This is a genomic window from Enterobacter sp. JH25, assembly GCF_021725435.1.
GTDB lineage: Bacteria > Pseudomonadota > Gammaproteobacteria > Enterobacterales > Enterobacteriaceae > Enterobacter > Enterobacter intestinihominis.
Map to the genome: position 1 here is coordinate 2,458,700 of NZ_CP091319.1, position 16,586 is coordinate 2,475,285.

Annotated in this window: 17 protein-coding genes; 13 read left to right on the forward strand and 4 right to left on the reverse strand. The window is 54.7% G+C overall.

The features are described 5' to 3' along the window. Positions 1-49 precede the first annotated feature (49 nt). The 5 genes from sapA to sapF are packed head-to-tail and all read left to right on the forward strand — an operon-like array spanning position 50 to position 5,329. Positions 50-1,690 (forward strand): ABC transporter substrate-binding protein SapA, encoded by a 1,641-nt coding sequence (gene sapA / locus L2Y28_RS11820; protein ID WP_022648307.1) that lies wholly within the window; start codon positions 50-52, stop codon positions 1,688-1,690. After that, complete coding sequence (sapB, locus tag L2Y28_RS11825) at positions 1,687-2,652, forward strand: putrescine export ABC transporter permease SapB (protein WP_022648308.1); 966 nt, start codon at positions 1,687-1,689, stop codon at positions 2,650-2,652. The genes sapA and sapB overlap by 4 nt, the downstream gene beginning before the upstream one ends. Further along, positions 2,639-3,529, forward strand: a complete 891-nt coding sequence (gene sapC, locus L2Y28_RS11830; protein WP_003856843.1) for a putrescine export ABC transporter permease SapC — start codon at positions 2,639-2,641, stop codon at positions 3,527-3,529. The genes sapB and sapC overlap by 14 nt, the downstream gene beginning before the upstream one ends. Next, positions 3,529-4,521 carry a putrescine export ABC transporter ATP-binding protein SapD gene (sapD, locus tag L2Y28_RS11835; protein ID WP_003856840.1) on the forward strand — a complete coding sequence of 331 codons (993 nt, stop codon included), beginning with the start codon at positions 3,529-3,531 and terminating at the stop codon, positions 4,519-4,521. The genes sapC and sapD overlap by 1 nt, the downstream gene beginning before the upstream one ends. Before the next feature lies 1 nt (position 4,522). Beyond that, the gene (sapF, locus tag L2Y28_RS11840; protein WP_003856838.1) at positions 4,523-5,329 is read left to right on the forward strand and encodes a putrescine export ABC transporter ATP-binding protein SapF; all 807 of its coding nucleotides are present in this window, start codon (positions 4,523-4,525) and stop codon (positions 5,327-5,329) included. Here the strand turns inward: sapF and L2Y28_RS11845 are convergent. Next, entirely contained in the window at positions 5,326-5,916 is a 591-nt protein-coding gene (locus L2Y28_RS11845; protein ID WP_022648309.1) for a TetR/AcrR family transcriptional regulator, read from the reverse strand. The genes sapF and L2Y28_RS11845 overlap by 4 nt on opposite strands. A gap of 132 nt (positions 5,917-6,048) precedes the next feature. On the opposite strand from L2Y28_RS11845, the gene L2Y28_RS11850 reads away from it, so the two are divergent. From L2Y28_RS11850 to pdeR, 5 genes are all read left to right on the forward strand, one after another. Then, the gene (locus L2Y28_RS11850; protein WP_022648310.1) at positions 6,049-6,450 is read left to right on the forward strand and encodes a RidA family protein; all 402 of its coding nucleotides are present in this window, start codon (positions 6,049-6,051) and stop codon (positions 6,448-6,450) included. Positions 6,451-6,731: 281 nt separating this feature from the next. Further along, a complete protein-coding gene (fabI, locus tag L2Y28_RS11855) occupies positions 6,732-7,520 on the forward strand; it encodes an enoyl-ACP reductase FabI (RefSeq protein ID WP_003856831.1) in 789 nt (262 codons plus the stop codon). Between the two features lie 154 nt (positions 7,521-7,674). Further along, positions 7,675-8,661 (forward strand): oxidoreductase, encoded by a 987-nt coding sequence (locus L2Y28_RS11860; RefSeq protein ID WP_022648311.1) that lies wholly within the window; start codon positions 7,675-7,677, stop codon positions 8,659-8,661. An 88-nt stretch (positions 8,662-8,749) separates the two neighbouring features. Further along, positions 8,750-10,684 (forward strand): exoribonuclease II, encoded by a 1,935-nt coding sequence (locus L2Y28_RS11865; RefSeq protein ID WP_236919547.1) that lies wholly within the window; start codon positions 8,750-8,752, stop codon positions 10,682-10,684. Between the two features lie 206 nt (positions 10,685-10,890). Further along, the gene (pdeR, locus tag L2Y28_RS11870) at positions 10,891-12,879 is read left to right on the forward strand and encodes a cyclic di-GMP phosphodiesterase (protein ID WP_022648313.1); all 1,989 of its coding nucleotides are present in this window, start codon (positions 10,891-10,893) and stop codon (positions 12,877-12,879) included. Here pdeR and L2Y28_RS11875 read toward each other — a convergent pair. Next, on the reverse strand, positions 12,876-13,745 hold the full coding sequence (locus L2Y28_RS11875; protein WP_022648314.1) for a crotonase/enoyl-CoA hydratase family protein: 870 nt from the start codon (positions 13,743-13,745) through the stop codon (positions 12,876-12,878). The two genes, pdeR and L2Y28_RS11875, sit on opposite strands and share 4 nt — an antisense overlap. A 191-nt stretch (positions 13,746-13,936) precedes the next feature. Here L2Y28_RS11875 and L2Y28_RS11880 point away from each other — a divergent pair, with 191 nt between their 5' ends. The 3 genes from L2Y28_RS11880 (at position 13,937) to osmB (ending at position 15,390) form a co-directional block, all read left to right on the forward strand. Beyond that, positions 13,937-14,119 carry a hypothetical protein gene (locus L2Y28_RS11880; protein WP_022648315.1) on the forward strand — a complete coding sequence of 61 codons (183 nt, stop codon included), beginning with the start codon at positions 13,937-13,939 and terminating at the stop codon, positions 14,117-14,119. A 37-nt stretch (positions 14,120-14,156) separates the two neighbouring features. Then, the gene (locus L2Y28_RS11885) at positions 14,157-14,909 is read left to right on the forward strand and encodes a DNA-binding transcriptional regulator YciT (protein ID WP_022648316.1); all 753 of its coding nucleotides are present in this window, start codon (positions 14,157-14,159) and stop codon (positions 14,907-14,909) included. Positions 14,910-15,171: 262 nt separating this feature from the next. Beyond that, positions 15,172-15,390, forward strand: a complete 219-nt coding sequence (gene osmB / locus L2Y28_RS11890; protein ID WP_003856823.1) for an osmotically-inducible lipoprotein OsmB — start codon at positions 15,172-15,174, stop codon at positions 15,388-15,390. 104 nt (positions 15,391-15,494) lie between these two features. On the opposite strand, the gene yciH is transcribed toward osmB, so the two are convergent. Together yciH and pyrF are read right to left on the reverse strand one after the other, a co-directional pair. Continuing rightward, positions 15,495-15,821, reverse strand: coding sequence for a stress response translation initiation inhibitor YciH (gene yciH / locus L2Y28_RS11895; protein WP_022648317.1), 327 nt, complete (start codon positions 15,819-15,821; stop codon positions 15,495-15,497). Continuing rightward, positions 15,821-16,558: an orotidine-5'-phosphate decarboxylase gene (gene pyrF, locus L2Y28_RS11900; RefSeq protein ID WP_022648318.1), complete on the reverse strand. Its 738-nt coding sequence runs from the start codon at positions 16,556-16,558 to the stop codon at positions 15,821-15,823. The genes yciH and pyrF overlap by 1 nt, the downstream gene beginning before the upstream one ends. Positions 16,559-16,586: the final 28 nt, after the last annotated feature.

The following is a 16,586-nucleotide window of genomic DNA, read 5'->3' on the forward strand; positions in this document are numbered from 1 at the left end:
GCGTAAGTGCGATACACTTTGCAGATCGAATCTAAAAACCTTAAAAACTATGCGCCTGGTTTTATCATCCCTGTTTGCACTCGGTCTGTTCAGCAATCTGGCCTTTGCTGCGCCCGATCGTACTGCGCCTCCTGATATTCGTGATAGTGGTTTCGTCTATTGCGTCAGCGGGCAAGTTGATACATTTAACCCGCAAAAGGCGGGGAGCGGCGTGATTGTTGATACGCTGGCCGCACAGATTTACGATCGCCTGCTCGACGTCGATCCTTATACCTATCGGCTGGTTCCGGAGCTTGCTGAAAGTTGGGAAGTGCTTGATAACGGCGCCACGTACCGCTTCCGTCTACGCGATGATGTGGCTTTTCAGCACACCCCGTGGTTTACCCCAACCCGCAAGCTCAACGCGGATGACGTGGTTTTCACCTTCCAGCGCATCTTTAACCGCAACCATCCGTGGCATAACGTCAACGGCGGAAACTTCCCCTACTTCGACAGTCTGCAATTCGCGGACACGGTCAAAAGCGTTCGTAAGCTGGATAACCGCACGGTTGAGTTTCGCCTGACGCGCCCGGACGCCTCATTCCTCTGGCACCTGGCGACGCACTACGCGTCCGTCATGTCAGCCGAATACGCGGATCAGCTGACGAAAAAGGATCGTCAGGAACGTCTCGATCGTGAGCCTGTGGGCACAGGACCCTTCCAGTTAGCTGAGTACCGCGCCGGACAATACATTCGCCTGCAACGACACGATCATTTCTGGCGCGGCAAACCGCTGATGCCGCAGGTTATTGTTGATCTGGGTTCAGGTGGAACAGGCCGCCTCTCCAAACTGCTGACCGGTGAGTGCGACGTCCTTGCGTGGCCTGCGGCCAGCCAGTTGACTATTTTGCGCGACGACCCCCGCCTGCGCCTGACCCTACGCCCGGGAATGAACATCGCCTATCTGGCGTTTAACACCGATAAGCCACCGCTGAATAATCCGGCCGTGCGCCATGCGCTGGCGTTAGCGATCAACAATCAGCGTCTGATGCAGTCGATTTATTACGGCACCGCGGAAACCGCCGCCTCTATTCTGCCCCGCGCCTCCTGGGCCTATGACGGCGAGGCGAAGATCACGGAATATAATCCGGCGAAAGCGCGCGAACAGCTTAAAGCACTGGGGGCAGAAAACCTGACGCTTCAGCTGTGGGTACCCACCAGCTCTCAGGCGTGGAACCCCAGCCCGCTGAAAACCGCCGAACTGTTGCAGGCAGATATGGCCCAGGTGGGCGTGAAGGTGATCATCGTTCCTGTCGAAGGCCGTTTCCAGGAGGCGCGTCTGATGGACATGAATCACGACTTAACGCTGGCTGGCTGGTCTACCGACAGTAACGACCCGGACAGCTTCTTCCGTCCGCTGCTGAGCTGTGCGGCGATCAACTCCCAGACCAACTACGCGCACTGGTGTAACCGGGAATTTGATGCTGTGCTGCAAAAAGCCCTCTCATCTCAACAGCTTGCTTCACGCATTGAGGCCTACGATGAAGCGCAAAATATTCTGGCCAGAGAGCTTCCCGTGTTGCCGCTTGCCTCTTCCCTGCGCCTTCAGGCCTACCGTTACGATATAAAAGGGCTGGTACTCAGCCCGTTTGGTAACGCCTCCTTCGCGGGCGTGACTCGTGAGAAAGAACAAGAGGTGAAAAAACCATGATTATATTTACCTTGCGGCGGCTGCTGTTACTGCTGGTCACCCTGTTCTTCCTGACCTTTGTCGGCTTTAGCCTTAGCTACTTTACGCCGCACGCCCCGCTTCAGGGCTCATCCCTCTGGGACGCCTGGCTGTTCTGGTTTAACGGCCTGTTGCACTGGGATTTTGGCGTGTCCAGCATCAACGGACAGCTCATCTCTGAGCAGCTGAAGATGGTTTTCCCGGCCACCATGGAGCTGTGTATACTCGCCTTTGGCTTTGCCCTCATGGTGGGGATCCCGGTGGGGATGCTGGCGGGAATTTATCGCAATAAATGGCAGGATAAATTCATCAGCGCGCTTGCCTTAATTGGCTTTTCCATCCCTGTTTTCTGGCTGGCGCTGCTGCTTACCCTCTTCTTCTCACTGACGTTAGGCTGGCTTCCGGTGTCTGGCCGTTTCGACCTGCTATATAACGTGCAAACGGTGAGCGGCTTCGCCATCGTTGACGCCTGGCTTTCCGATTCAGTCTGGCGCGACGAAATGATCGTGAGCGCCCTGCGCCATATGGTGCTGCCAGTGCTCACGCTGGCCGTCGCACCGACGACCGAAGTGATCCGCCTGATGCGCATCAGCACTATCGAAGTCTTCGATCAAAACTATGTGAAAGCCGCCGCCACACGCGGACTGTCTCGCCTGACGATTCTACGTCGCCATGTGCTGCACAATGCGTTGCCGCCGGTAATCCCACGGCTTGGGCTGCAATTCTCAACCATGCTGACGCTGGCGATGATCACCGAGATGGTTTTCAGCTGGCCGGGCCTTGGACGCTGGATGATCAACGCCATTCGCCAGCAGGATTACGCTGCGATCTCCGCCGGAGTGATGGTGATTGGCTCGCTGGTTATTATTGTTAACGTTGTTTCCGATATTTTGGGTGCCATGGCCAACCCGTTGAAGCATAAGGAATGGTATGCCTTACGATAACGTCTACAGCGAAAAGCGCACGCCTGGTGCGCTACGCACCGTGTGGCGTAATTTCTACGGCGACACCACGGCGATGATCGGCTTTTACGGCTGCATTGGCCTCGTGTTGCTGTGTGTTTTGGGTTCGTGGTTTGCGCCGTATGGCATCGATCAGCAGTTCCTTGGTTATCAGCTTTTACCGCCATCGTGGTCGCGTTACGGGGAGGTTTCGTTCTTCCTGGGGACTGACGATCTCGGACGCGACGTGCTAAGTCGTTTACTGAGCGGCGCCGCACCTACGGTAGGCGGCGCGTTCGTGGTCACCCTTGCCGCCGCGATATGCGGCCTTGCGCTGGGCATTTTTGCCGGCTCAACCCACGGGCTGCGGTCTGCCGTGCTTAATCATATTCTTGATACCTTGCTCTCGATTCCTTCGCTGTTGCTGGCGATTATCGTCGTGGCCTTCGCGGGGCCGCACCTCACACATGCGATGTTCGCCGTCTGGCTGGCCATTCTGCCCCGCATGGTGCGATCGGTTTACAGCCTGGTTCACGACGAACTGGAGAAAGAATATGTCGTCGCCGCCCGTCTGGACGGTGCCACCACGTTTAATATTTTGTGGTTTGCCGTGCTGCCTAACATTGCCGCCGGGCTGGTGACGGAGATCACCCGCGCCCTGTCGATGGCGATTCTTGATATCGCAGCGCTGGGCTTCCTGGACCTGGGCGCGCAGCTCCCCTCCCCGGAATGGGGCGCAATGCTCGGCGATGCTCTGGAGCTGATTTACGTCGCGCCGTGGACGGTCATGCTGCCGGGCGCGGCCATCATGGTGAGCGTTCTGCTCGTTAACCTGCTTGGCGACGGGATCCGCCGCGCAATCAATGCGGGGGTGCAATAATGCCGTTACTTGATATCCGCAACCTCACGATCGAAATTAAAACGGGCGAAGGCTGGGTTAAAGCGGTGGATCGCATCAGTATTACGCTCGCAGAGGGCGAAATACGCGGGCTGGTGGGCGAATCGGGTTCCGGTAAGAGTCTAATCGCCAAAGCCATTTGCGGCGTGGCGAAGGACAACTGGCGGGTGACCGCCGACCGTATGCGTTTCGACGACATCGATCTGTTGCGTCTCTCCCCGCGCGAACGCCGTAAACTGGTGGGCCATAACGTCTCGATGATTTTTCAGGAGCCGCAATCCTGTCTCGATCCGTCCGAGCGCGTCGGGAAACAGCTGATGCAGAATATCCCCGGCTGGACCTATAAAGGCCGCTGGTGGCAGCGTTTCGGCTGGCGTAAACGCCGTGCCATTGAGCTATTGCACCGTGTGGGGATCAAAGACCATAAAGACGCGATGCGCAGTTTCCCCTACGAACTGACCGACGGTGAATGCCAGAAAGTGATGATTGCTATCGCCCTGGCCAATCAGCCGCGTCTGCTGATTGCGGACGAACCGACGAACGCGATGGAGCCAACGACTCAGGCGCAGATTTTCCGCCTGCTCACGCGTCTGAACCAGAATAACAACACCACCATTTTGCTGATCAGCCATGACCTGCAAATGTTGAGCAAGTGGGCGGATAAAATTGACGTGATGTATTGCGGACAAACGGTAGAAACCGCGCCAAGTGAAGACCTGGTGACGACGCCGCATCATCCCTACACGCAGGCGCTGATCAGGGCGATCCCTGATTTTGGCAGCGCAATGCCACACAAGAGCCGTCTGAATACTCTGCCTGGCGCGATACCGCTGCTGGAATCGCTGCCCATTGGCTGCCGTCTGGGTCCGCGTTGCCCGTATGCTCAGCGTAAATGCATTGAAACACCGCGCCTGACAGGGCCGAAAAATCATCTGTTTGCCTGTCATTTCCCGCTGAACATGGAGAGAGAGTGAAATGGTCGAAACCTTACTGGAAGTGCGTAACCTGAGTAAGACCTTTCGCTATCGCACCGGCCTGTTTCACCGTCAGACCGTCGAGGCGGTTAAACCGCTGAGCTTTACGCTGCGCGAAAAGCAGACGCTGGCGATTATCGGTGAAAACGGCTCGGGCAAATCGACCCTGGCAAAAATGCTCGCGGGTATGGTTGAGCCAAGCGGCGGTGAAATTCTGATTGACGATCATCCTCTGGAATTTGGTGACTACTCTTTCCGCAGCCAGCGCATTCGGATGATTTTTCAGGATCCGTCAACGTCCCTCAACCCGCGCCAGCGTATTTCGCAGATCCTGGATTTCCCGCTGCGGTTGAATACCGACCTGGAGCCGGAAGCGCGTCGCAAACGGATTGTCGAAACCCTGCGTCTGGTAGGTCTCCTGCCCGACCATGTCAGCTATTACCCCCACATGCTGGCCCCGGGCCAAAAACAGCGTCTCGGACTGGCCCGCGCGCTGATCCTGCGCCCGAAGGTCATTATCGCCGACGAAGCGCTGGCGTCGCTGGACATGTCGATGCGTTCGCAACTCATCAACCTGATGCTGGAGCTACAGGAAAAGCAGGGGATATCGTATATCTACGTGACTCAGCACCTGGGCATGATGAAGCACATCAGCGATCAGGTGCTGGTGATGCACCAGGGTGAAGTCGTTGAGCGCGGCAGTACCGCTGACGTGCTGGCCTCCCCGCTCCACGACCTGACAAAACGCCTGATTGCCGGACACTTTGGTGAAGCATTGACGGCCGATGCGTGGCGGAAAGATCGTTAGCCGTTGCGTAACCCGCTTGCCAGCAGAGTAAACACCTCAATGGCATGCGGCAGCGTCTTCTGCGGCTCATCACTCGCGGCAATCATCAAGGCAGCATTCAGCGCAACGCCGTTCAACAGATGGGCTGCGACTTTCGCATCCATTTTTTTAAGCACGTTGCGTTCGATTAATTTTTCGATGGTCTGGCGGGTCGACTCAAGACAGCTGTTCTGGCTGGGCCATTGCGCCGGATCGCCCAGAACGGCCGGACCGTCAAGAAGCACGATACGCTGAACTTCCGGAACGAGCGCCATGTTGATGTAGGCGATGCCTTCCGCCAGCAGCCGCTCCCAATCATCGTCTGTGGCCGCGGCAACGGCTTTCGCGTTGCCCGCCATTTCGCTGTCTATCTGCGCGACCACCGCCGCCAGTAACCCTTTCTTATCCCTGAAATTATGATACAGCGCACCGCGCGTTAACCCCACGCTTGCCGTCAGTTCATCCATCGACGCTGCAGCAAAGCCTTTCTCAGCAAACGCCTTTCGCGCCGCATGAATCAATTTTTCGCGATTTTCCTGAGCCGTTTCAGCACGACGTTTTGTAGCCATAGAACTTCCTATAAAAGCGATATTTTTAATTTGACATACGCGGCGTATATGAATTACATTTTTTCACATACATTGCGTATGTTACTTCTCTTAAGTAACCACAACAACGCCTCTGACAGAAAAGGAAATGCCATGCATCCACGTAATCCTGTCTTCCCTGTCAATCGACATGCCCTTTATGAGGAACATGGCTATTCGGCTGCCATTCGCTCTGGCGATCTGTTATTTGTTTCCGGTCAGGTCGGCAGCCGCAGCGATGGCACGCCTGAGCCTGATTTCGCCGCTCAGGTGCAGTTGGCATTCGATAATTTACAGGCGACTTTGGCCGCCGCAGGATGCACTTTTGACGATCTGATTGATGTCACGACGTTTCATACCGATCCAGAAAACCAGTTCCCCGTCATCATGGAGGTGAAGAAACTGGTGTTTCCACAGCCACCTTACCCAAACTGGACGGCTATCGGCGTTAACTGGCTGGCCGGATTTGATTTTGAAATTAAGGTTATTGCCCGAATCCCCTCGCCAGCGAATTAATATCCGGCCGTCTTAGCGTGAAGCTTCTGGCCAACCTCTGGTTGGATGAGGCGAACCCAGCCCCCGGTGATATACTGCTGGAATACACACGAAATAGCCTGATAAAGAGTCAGTTCAACGTCTTTCGTGCGCCCAGTCACGGCACGTGAGCGAGAAATATCGTGACACAAGGGGCTGTGAGTGGGCTATAATTTCGAGCTAATTTCGAATGATTTTGAAATACTGCCTGTAACGCTATGAATTACAAGGCAAAATAAGCAATGAATATAAGGATTAAAGCTATGGGTTTTCTTTCCGGTAAGCGCATTCTGGTAACTGGCGTTGCCAGCAAACTGTCCATCGCATACGGCATCGCACAAGCTATGCATCGCGAAGGCGCTGAGCTGGCGTTCACCTACCAGAACGACAAGCTGAAAGGCCGTGTTGAAGAATTTGCCGCGCAGCTGGGTTCCAGCATTGTTCTGGAATGTGACGTTGCACAAGACGAAAGCATTGATGGCATGTTTGCTGAACTGGCAAAAGCATGGCCGAAATTCGACGGTTTCGTTCACTCCATCGGCTTCGCTCCGGGCGATCAGCTGGACGGCGACTACGTGAACGCGGTTACCCGTGATGGCTTCAAAATCGCCCATGACATCAGCTCCTACAGCTTCGTTGCGATGGCAAAATCCTGCCGCGCGATGCTGAACCCGGGCGCAGCCCTGCTGACCCTGTCCTACCTGGGCGCAGAACGCGCTATCCCTAACTACAACGTTATGGGTCTGGCGAAAGCATCTCTGGAAGCCAACGTGCGCTATATGGCGAACGCAATGGGTCCTGAAGGCGTGCGTGTTAACGCAATTTCTGCGGGTCCAATCCGTACTCTGGCCGCTTCCGGGATCAAAGATTTCCGTAAAATGCTGGCACATTGCGAAGCGGTTACCCCGATTCGTCGTACCGTTACCATCGAAGATGTGGGTAACTCTGCGGCATTCCTGTGCTCTGACCTTTCCGCAGGTATCTCCGGCGAAGTGGTTCACGTGGACGGCGGCTTCAACATCGCTGCCATGAACGAGCTGGAAATCAAATAAGTCTGTTACTCTCTTCCCGCCTGGGAAGAGAGTTTTCTCCCCTCCCCCGCACTTCGTTATTCCGTTCTGCTATTTGTTATCACCTAACAATATTTTTCCCCTCTTCCGCCTTACGCCAGGATATTGATCGCCATTTTGAGATCAAGGAACGCCCATGGAACAACGCCGTTTTTCCGGCAAAGGCCACTGGTATCACGAAACCCAGTCGAATCATTCGCAGACGGACGTTCTGCCGCTGGTGCCTGAAGCCGCTAACGTCGACGATCGTTTTTTGCTCGATTTAGCCCTGCCTGACGACATTGCCGCAAGCTGTTGTGGGTGGCTTACGCCAGCCCGAACCTTGTGCCGCCTCTTATTCCCGCTCGATACTCCCGTAAACCGTCTGCACACGCTTAGCGCCTACGACAGACTGAGCACGGCGTTGACGGTTTCCCAGGCGTGTGGCGTCCAGCGGCTCTGTAACCACTACGCGGCGCTCCTCGCCCCCCTTCCGGGCCCCGACTCTTCCCGGGAAAGCAATCGACGCCTTGCAGAAATCACTCAGTATGCCCGCCAGCTGGCGAGCTCTCCGGACGTCATTGACGATAAAGCGCAAACTCAGCTTGATGAGGTGGGACTGACAACGTATGACATTGTGCTTATCAACCAGATCATCGGCTTTACTGGTTTTCAGGCGCGGGCGGTTGCAGTGTTTCAGGCGCTGCTTGGCCATCCGGTACGCTGGCTACCGGGACACCACATTCAGCCCCATACACTACCGCTGAGCTTTACCCGATGGACAGCCACACAGCCCGTAGTCGAACTAAAATATGCCAGTGCGATTCAACTTGAGGCGCTCTCACGCTGGCAGGCCGAACCTGCGCTTTCAGCGCTCACGCCGGTTCTCTGCCATGAGCCGATGCTGCTGAATCTGACGGGCGAGATACTGGTTAACCACCCACAAAGCGAAGCCCAGCCATCTGCATCGCTCTCAGCCGCCCATACGCTGCTGCTTACGTCTCCCGATCGTTTTAGCGCCGCCCAGTTAACGCCTCTCACGGAGGCCGGTATCCCACCGGGCAAGGCAATTAACCTGTTAACCCACGGCGCTTTTAATGGCTGGCTGGACCGTCTTCGCGTGGCGCTTGGCAAAGAGGAATAACCACACGCTTTACCTAAAGAGCGCTTGCTGTAGCAGTGAGAATCGCGTAAAACTGTCAGCCGCTCAATGGCTACGAAAATAGAACATTATGTTTCAGGACAACCCGCTGCTAGCGCAGCTTAAACAGCAACTACATTCCCAGACGCCCCGTGCAGAAGGGGTCGTAAAAGCCACGGAAAAGGGCTTTGGCTTTCTTGAAGTTGACGGACAGAAGAGCTACTTCATTCCGCCTCCTCAGATGAAGAAAGTGATGCATGGCGACCGCATTTCGGCCGTTATTCATACCGAAAAGGAACGAGAGTCTGCCGAGCCGGAAGCACTGATCGAACCTTTCCTGACCCGCTTTGTCGGGAAAGTGCATAAAAAAGACGATCGTCTTTCTATCGTACCGGATCATCCTCTCCTGAAAGATGCCATCCCTTGCCGCGCTGCGCGTGGCGTTGAGCATGACTTTGTCGAGGGTGACTGGGCGGTTGCCGAAATGCGCCGTCATCCTTTAAAAGGCGATCGCGGTTTCTACGCCGAGCTGACCCAGTTCATCACCTTTGGCGACGACCATTTCGTCCCATGGTGGGTGACGCTGGCGCGCCACAACCTCGAAAAAGAAGCGCCGGATGGCGTCGCGACCAAAATGCAGGACGAAGGTCTTGAGCGTCGCGATCTGACAGCGCTGGACTTTGTCACCATCGACAGCGCCAGCACCGAGGATATGGACGATGCGCTGTATGCCGAAGAGGCAGCGGATGGCAAAATGCATCTGACCGTCGCCATCGCCGACCCTACCGCATGGATTGTCGAAGGCAGCAAGCTGGACGAAATGGCCAAAGTGCGTTCGTTCACCAACTACCTGCCGGGCTTCAACATCCCGATGCTGCCGCGCGAGCTTTCCGACGATCTCTGCTCCCTGCGTCCCCATGAAGTGCGTCAGGTACTGGCCTGCCGCATGACCATCGCGGCTGACGGTACCATTGAAGAAGATATCGAATTCTTCGCCGCCACCATCGAATCCAAAGCCAAACTGGCTTATGACAACGTGTCCGACTGGCTGGAAAATACCGGCAGCTGGAAGCCTGAATCCGATAATATCGCTGCGCAAATTCGTCTGCTGCATCGCGTCTGCCAGAGCCGCAGTGAGTGGCGCCAGACCCACGCCCTGGTATTTAAGGACCGCCCGGACTACCGCTTTGTGCTGGGGGAAAAAGGCGAAGTGCTCAACATCGTCGCCGAGCCACGCCGTATTGCCAACCGTATCGTTGAAGAAGCGATGATCTCCGCCAACATTTGCGCCGCACGCGTGCTGCGCGACAAGTTAGGCTTTGGCATTTACAACGTGCACACCGGCTTTGACCCGGCTAACACCGAAGCGCTGGCCGCCCTGCTCAAAACCCATGACGTCCACGTCGATCCGGAAGAGGTGCTGACCCTGCCAGGCTTCTGCAAGCTGCGCCGCGAGCTGGACGCACAGCCGTCAGGTTTCCTTGACAGCCGCATTCGCCGCTTCCAGTCCTTTGCGGAAATCAGCACGGAGCCAGGCCCGCACTTCGGTCTCGGTCTTGAGGCATATGCCACCTGGACCTCCCCGATCCGTAAGTACGGCGACATGGTTAACCATCGTCTGCTGAAAGCGATCATCAAAGGGGAATCTGTTGCCCGGCCACAGGATGAGACTACGTTGCAGATGGCAGAGCGTCGCCGTCTGAACCGTATGGCGGAGCGTGATGTCGGCGACTGGTTGTACGCGCGTTTCCTGAATGATAAGGCAGGGACTGACACCCGTTTCCCGGCTGAAATCATTGACATCAGCCGCGGCGGTATGCGCGTGCGTCTGGTGGATAATGGCGCCGTTGCCTTTATTCCTGCCCCGTTCCTGCATGCCGTTCGCGACGAACTGGTTTGTAGCCAGGAAAACGGGACGGTGCAAATTAAAGGCGAAACGGTTTACAAAGTCACTGACGTGATTGATGTAAACATCGCTGAAGTCCGCATGGAAACCCGCAGCATTACCGCGCGCCCTGTCGCCTGATAACCCCGTAGACTCCCGGCCGTTCCGTTCAGGGATGGCCGGGAGTTCTCCCCAGTATTATCTCTCGCAAAATCATCGTTTTTTCTCACACTTTTCTGTTTCCCACCGCCACATTTCGCCAGAATTATCTACATTAAAAAGAGCCGTCATAGTCGACTGCAAATGAATAATTTGTGCGCTACTCAGCAGCCGCGGGAGAAAACGGGATGGACGATCTGGAGCAGAATTTGCTGTTTCGTTACATGGGTACGCATAGCCCCTGGTGGCGACTAACAGCAGACAGCAATGCTCTGCATCTTGCTGCCAGTGAAAGCGCTGACATCGTTCAGGTGGTTGCGCTGGACGATGAGCAGGCCGCTCTGATTCGCCAGCTCACCGTTATCACCGCCAGCATTGCCATGACCCTTCCCTTGTATGGTTTGGACGTTCCCGTCCATCTTGTCGGTCGTAAAATTAACAAAAATGAGTGGGCGGGAACGGCATCAGCATGGAACGACACGCCTTCCGTGGCGCGCGATCTGGCGCAGGGACTCTCCTTCGCCGAACAGGTGGTGTCCGAAGCTAACTCCGTAATTGTCATCCTCGACCAGAACGGGAATATTCAGCGCTTCAACCGTTTAAGTGAAGAATATACGGGCCTGAAGGAACAGGAAGTCATCGGGCAAAACGTGTTTAAACTGTTCATGAGCCGCAGCGAAGCCGCGGCCTCAAAACGCAACATCACCGGTTTTTTTCGTAACGGCAGCTCCTACGAAGTCGAACGCTGGATCAAGACCCGCAAGGGGCAACGCCTGTTTCTCTTCAGAAATAAATTCGTTCACAGCGGCAGCGGGAAAAATGAAATTTTCCTCATCTGTTCGGGTACCGACATCACGGAAGAGCGTCGGGCCCAGGAGCGCCTGCGCGTTCTCGCCAATACGGATACGATTACCGGTTTGCCTAACCGAAATGCCATCCATGAGCTGATCTCCGACGCCATCACCTCCCGGGGTGAAACGCAGGTGGGCGTGGTTTATCTCGATCTGGATAACTTTAAAAAAGTGAACGATGCCTATGGGCATATGTTTGGCGACCAGCTGCTACAGGCCGTTGCGCTGGCGATCCTGAGTTGCCTGGACGACGGACAAACCCTGGCGCGCCTGGGTGGGGATGAGTTTATCGTGATGGCCACCGATACCTCGCAGGGCGCGCTGGAAGCTATGGCGTCGCGCATTCTGACCCGACTGCGGCAGCCTTTCCGCATCGGGCTGATTGAGGTTTACACCGGCTGCTCGCTTGGTATCGCGCTTGCGCCCCAGCACGGTAACGATCGGGAAAGCGTCATTCGCAATGCCGACACCGCCATGTACACCGCCAAGGAAAATGGCCGGGGTAAATTCTGCGTCTTCTCGCCAGAGATGAACCAGCGCGTATTTGAATATCTGTGGCTGGATACCAACCTGCGTAAAGCGCTGGATAACGATCAGCTGTTAATTCACTACCAGCCAAAAATGACCTGGCGCGGCGAAGTCAGAAGTCTGGAGGCGCTGGTGCGCTGGCAGTCACCAGAGCGTGGCCTGATCCCGCCGATGGAATTTATCTCCTATGCGGAAGAGTCAGGGCTGATAGTGCCCCTTGGCCGCTGGGTTATGCTCGATGTGGTGCGCCAGGTGGCAAAATGGCGCGACAAAGGGATCAACCTGCGCGTCGCGGTCAACGTTTCCGCCCGTCAGCTGGCGGACCAGACCATCTTCAGTGACCTGAAGCAGGCGCTGAAAGACCTGAATTTTGAATACTGCCCGATTGACGTGGAATTGACCGAAAGCTGTCTCATCGAAAATGAAGAGCTGGCCCTGTCAGTGATCCAGCAATTTAGCCGCCTGGGGTCGCAAATTCACCTTGATGACTTTGGTACGGGGTACTCTTCCCTGTCGCAGCTGGCGCGCTTCCCTATCGACGCCATCAAGCTTGACCAGTCCTTCGTCCGGGATATCCATAAGCAGTCCATTTCACAGTCGCTCGTGCGCGCGATAGTCGCCGTGGCACAGGCGTTGAATCTGCAGGTCATTGCTGAAGGGGTAGAGAGTGCAAAAGAAGACGCCTTTCTGACGAAGAATGGCGTCAACGAACGGCAGGGTTATCTTTTTGCTAAGCCCATGCCCGCAGCCGCATTCGAGCGATGGCTAAAGCGCTATCAGGCCAGGAATGTCCGTTAGCTGGCTTTGCGTAAGCCCGTCGCCTGATGGCGATTTTGCAGCATAACCAGCCGCTCCATGTAGGCGATATCCTTCGGTTCAAGGCAGAAGGCGGCATCCACCCAATCCTCTGTAATGTCCATCAACTCGCTTCGCGGAAGTGGCAGGACACGCGTACGCGCGCGCAGCATGGCCCTTACGCCGTTCAGCTTCGGCTGTAGCGTGTCGATAAACGTCCGTACCGAAACATAGCTCTGTAACGGCTCGAATAAGAGATCCACAAGACCATGCTGTTCATACCATTCCGCCGTATGCGACTCACCTTTATAGATCAGCGCCTCTGCCATTTTCATGCCGGCACGACGCGCCACCAGTGAATAACCGCCCATGCCCGGGAATAGATTGAACGCGATTTCCGGAAAGCCTAATCGGGCATCGCGCTGGGCCAAAATGAAATGATGCGCCAGCGCGGCTTCAAACCCGCCCCCTAACGCGCTTCCTTCAACCATCGCCAGCGTGACAGCACCGGTATCAAACCCTCGCGAGGCGGCATGAACGCAGTCCACACAGGCCCGGGCATAGGCGCGTAACGCTTCGCGTCGGTTGTTTTTGATGCACTCAACGAAGAATTGTAAATCACCGCCGGTATTGTAGATGTCAGGGACCAGCGATCCGGTGACCCAAAAATCAACGACATATCCGGACTGGCGAACCAGCCAGGAGAGATTCATGATCTCCTCGATCAGCGCATGATTGAAGCAAGGCCGTGGCGTGGCACGTAACATCATCCATACCGTGCGCCGTTCGGCCTCATAATAAGCCGCCAGTTGAGTGAATCGTTCAGCATCAGTAAACAATGTGCAGGTTGTCTGGTTGATAACTGTCATAGTCGAATTCCTCTTATAAAAAAGCGCGTTGCGCGCAGTTTTAGACTAATCCACTCCTACAACCCGCAGCATACGGGGGTTAAATTTGTCACTTTCAATTATGAACTTTGGTTATTGCATTTTTTACCTTCTCTTTTGAATCAATTTTCTGCATCATTGATAATATTAACTTTTCGCTTCAGGGTGAGCTTATGTCTAACATTGATGCAACAGCCGTGGCACAGCGTATTGATACTGTGCTGGATATTCTTGTCGCGGGCGATTATCACTCTGCTATCCGTAATCTTGAGATCCTCAAGTCTGAACTGCTGGCTGAGAACGGCACTGATAACGCATCAGAATCCACTCAACCAAAAGCCCCGTGGGAAGTGTAACCACGTCGTTTTCGCCCTTGCCTTTTAAATGGATGCTATGAATTCCCGACAACAAATCATTTTGCAGATGGTGATCGATCAGGGACGCGTAAGCGTAGTCGATCTCGCTAAAGCTACCGGCGTTTCTGAAGTCACCATTCGTCAGGATCTGAATCTTCTGGAAAAACAGAGCTACCTGCGGCGTGCGCACGGATATGCCGTTCCACTGGACAGTGACGACGTTGAAACCCGCATGATGAACAATTTTGCGCTCAAGCGGGAACTGGCGGAGTTTGCTGCATCCTTAGTGAATAACGGTGAGACCGTCTTTATTGAAAATGGCAGCAGTAACGCCCTTCTGGCGCGCACGCTTGCCGATCAAAAAGACGTTACCATCATTACCGTAAGCAGCTATATCGCCCATCTGTTGAAGGAAACTCGCTGCGAGGTCATTCTGCTGGGCGGCATTTACCAGAAGAAAAGCGAAAGCATGGTGGGGCCATTAACGCGTCAATATGTTCAGCAGGTTCACTTCAGTAAGGCATTCATTGGCATTGACGGCTGGCAGCCCGACACCGGCTTTACCGGTCGCGACATGATGCGTTCAGACGTGGTGAACGCCGTACTCGCCAAAGAGTGTGAAGCGATTGTGCTGACCGATAGCTCTAAGTTTGGCGCCGTACACCCTTATACGATGGGTCCGGCTTCGCGCTTCAGCCGTGTGATCACGGATGAGCGTTTACGCGATGAATATCGCCAGCAATTAGAACAAGACGGCCTGACTGTCGATATTGTGAAAAAAACGGCCTGATTATCCTGCTGCGCCCGAATAATGGGCGCACTTAAACCTTTCTCTGAGAGTATTCCGACCCTTCCTTTAAGAGTTTTTACCTGTTGAAACTGTTCTAAACACGTAAAATTAATATTAGCGATATAACAGGAAGTGACTATCACCTGCGTGATGATGTAACGCCTGCGCGACCAGCTTTCACGGGAACAGAATTTAAGTATGGATATTGTCTATACTTAAAGTGCATTCCTTTCCGTGAATCGATAATTCAGGAGAAAGTATTATGACCTTTACCAGCAAAAAATTAGCCGCCGCTGTTCTGGCAATCACTGTAGCAATGTCTCTGAGCGCTTGCTCTAACTGGTCTAAACGTGACCGTAACACCGCGATTGGTGCCGGTGCTGGTGCGCTTGGTGGTGCAGTATTAACGGATGGTAGTACGCTGGGTACATTAGGTGGTGCTGCCGTAGGTGGTATTATCGGTCACCAGGTGGGCAAATAATCACCATAACGGCTCTCACCGGTATAATAATATATTTTGTATTTTCAGGTCTGACTTACGCACCTAAAAAAAAGAGCCACGGCAATGTCCGTGGCTCATTTATTTTAACCGCCCGCCAGTTTGACTTTCATACCTTTGGCTTCCAGGAGCGTTTTAATTAAATCCCGCTTATCGCCCTGAATCTCAATTATGCCGTCTTTTACTGCCCCACCGCATCCGCACTTCTTTTTAAGCTCAGCGGCGAGCTTTACCAGCTCTGCATCATCCAGATCAATGCCGGTGACAAGGCAAACGCCTTTCCCTTTTCTGCCACTGGTCTGGCGCTGAATACGCACGATTCCATCGCCTTTCGGACGTTCAGCTTTCTCTTTTGGCTCTTCAATGCGCCCGGTATCTGTTGAATAGACCAGACGAGTGTTGGCATCACGCATTATGCCCCCTTTTTCAGTGATGCATTAATCGCTTTCAGAGTCTCTGCCGGATGAGCGGATTGCGTCACCGGGCGACCAATTACCATATAGTCTACCCCCGCGCTCAGCGCCTGCTCTGGCGTCATGATGCGTCGCTGATCCCCTGACTCGCTGCCTGCCGGACGGATACCTGGCGTCACCAGTTTAAATTCGCGGCCTAACTCAGATTTGAAGCGAACCGCCTCCTGAGCTGAACAGACCACGCCATCAAGCCCACACTGTTGCGTGAGGCGCGCCAGACGCTCCGCATGTTCGGCAGGTGACAACGTCACACCCAGGTCACGAAGGTCAGATTCATCCATACTGGTCAGCACGGTGACGGCGATAAGAAGCGGAGCGTCATTGCCAAACGGCACCAGCGCTTCGCGCGCAGCCGTCATCATACGTGCCCCACCGGAGGCATGAACGTTAACCATCCACACACCTAGTTCAGCCGCCGCAGCAACGGCGTGGGCAGTGGTATTCGGAATATCATGGAATTTCAGGTCGAGGAAAACGTCGAAACCACGCTGGTGCAGATCGCGGACGATTTGCGGACCGAACAGCGTAAACATCTCTTTGCCTACTTTAAGACGGCAATCCCGGGGATCAATACCATCAACAAAGGCCAGTGCGGCGTCACGGTTATTGTAATCCAGAGCAACAACTACAGGAGAATCGGTAACTACGCGGGAAGTGGAGGAAGTAACAGACGTCATGACCAGCCCTTTTCGTCTATGGGCGCGC

What these genes read in the sequence shown, in the direction of transcription:
- L2Y28_RS11885 (WP_022648316.1), top strand. Translation starts at nt 14,157, where the DNA reads ATGAATTCCCGACAACAAATCATTTTGCAGATGGTGATCGATCAGGGA.
- L2Y28_RS11860 (WP_022648311.1), top strand. Translation starts at nt 7,675, where the DNA reads ATGGAACAACGCCGTTTTTCCGGCAAAGGCCACTGGTATCACGAAACC.
- L2Y28_RS11880 (WP_022648315.1), top strand. Translation starts at nt 13,937, where the DNA reads ATGTCTAACATTGATGCAACAGCCGTGGCACAGCGTATTGATACTGTG.
- osmB (WP_003856823.1), top strand. Translation starts at nt 15,172, where the DNA reads ATGACCTTTACCAGCAAAAAATTAGCCGCCGCTGTTCTGGCAATCACT.
- sapB (WP_022648308.1), top strand. Translation starts at nt 1,687, where the DNA reads ATGATTATATTTACCTTGCGGCGGCTGCTGTTACTGCTGGTCACCCTG.
- sapC (WP_003856843.1), top strand. Translation starts at nt 2,639, where the DNA reads ATGCCTTACGATAACGTCTACAGCGAAAAGCGCACGCCTGGTGCGCTA.
- sapF (WP_003856838.1), top strand. Translation starts at nt 4,523, where the DNA reads ATGGTCGAAACCTTACTGGAAGTGCGTAACCTGAGTAAGACCTTTCGC.
- fabI (WP_003856831.1), top strand. Translation starts at nt 6,732, where the DNA reads ATGGGTTTTCTTTCCGGTAAGCGCATTCTGGTAACTGGCGTTGCCAGC.
- yciH (WP_022648317.1), bottom strand. Translation starts at nt 15,821, where the DNA reads ATGCGTGATGCCAACACTCGTCTGGTCTATTCAACAGATACCGGGCGC.
- pyrF (WP_022648318.1), bottom strand. Translation starts at nt 16,558, where the DNA reads ATGACGTCTGTTACTTCCTCCACTTCCCGCGTAGTTACCGATTCTCCT.
- pdeR (WP_022648313.1), top strand. Translation starts at nt 10,891, where the DNA reads ATGGACGATCTGGAGCAGAATTTGCTGTTTCGTTACATGGGTACGCAT.
- L2Y28_RS11850 (WP_022648310.1), top strand. Translation starts at nt 6,049, where the DNA reads ATGCATCCACGTAATCCTGTCTTCCCTGTCAATCGACATGCCCTTTAT.
- L2Y28_RS11875 (WP_022648314.1), bottom strand. Translation starts at nt 13,745, where the DNA reads ATGACAGTTATCAACCAGACAACCTGCACATTGTTTACTGATGCTGAA.
- sapA (WP_022648307.1), top strand. Translation starts at nt 50, where the DNA reads ATGCGCCTGGTTTTATCATCCCTGTTTGCACTCGGTCTGTTCAGCAAT.
- L2Y28_RS11865 (WP_236919547.1), top strand. Translation starts at nt 8,750, where the DNA reads ATGTTTCAGGACAACCCGCTGCTAGCGCAGCTTAAACAGCAACTACAT.
- sapD (WP_003856840.1), top strand. Translation starts at nt 3,529, where the DNA reads ATGCCGTTACTTGATATCCGCAACCTCACGATCGAAATTAAAACGGGC.
- L2Y28_RS11845 (WP_022648309.1), bottom strand. Translation starts at nt 5,916, where the DNA reads ATGGCTACAAAACGTCGTGCTGAAACGGCTCAGGAAAATCGCGAAAAA.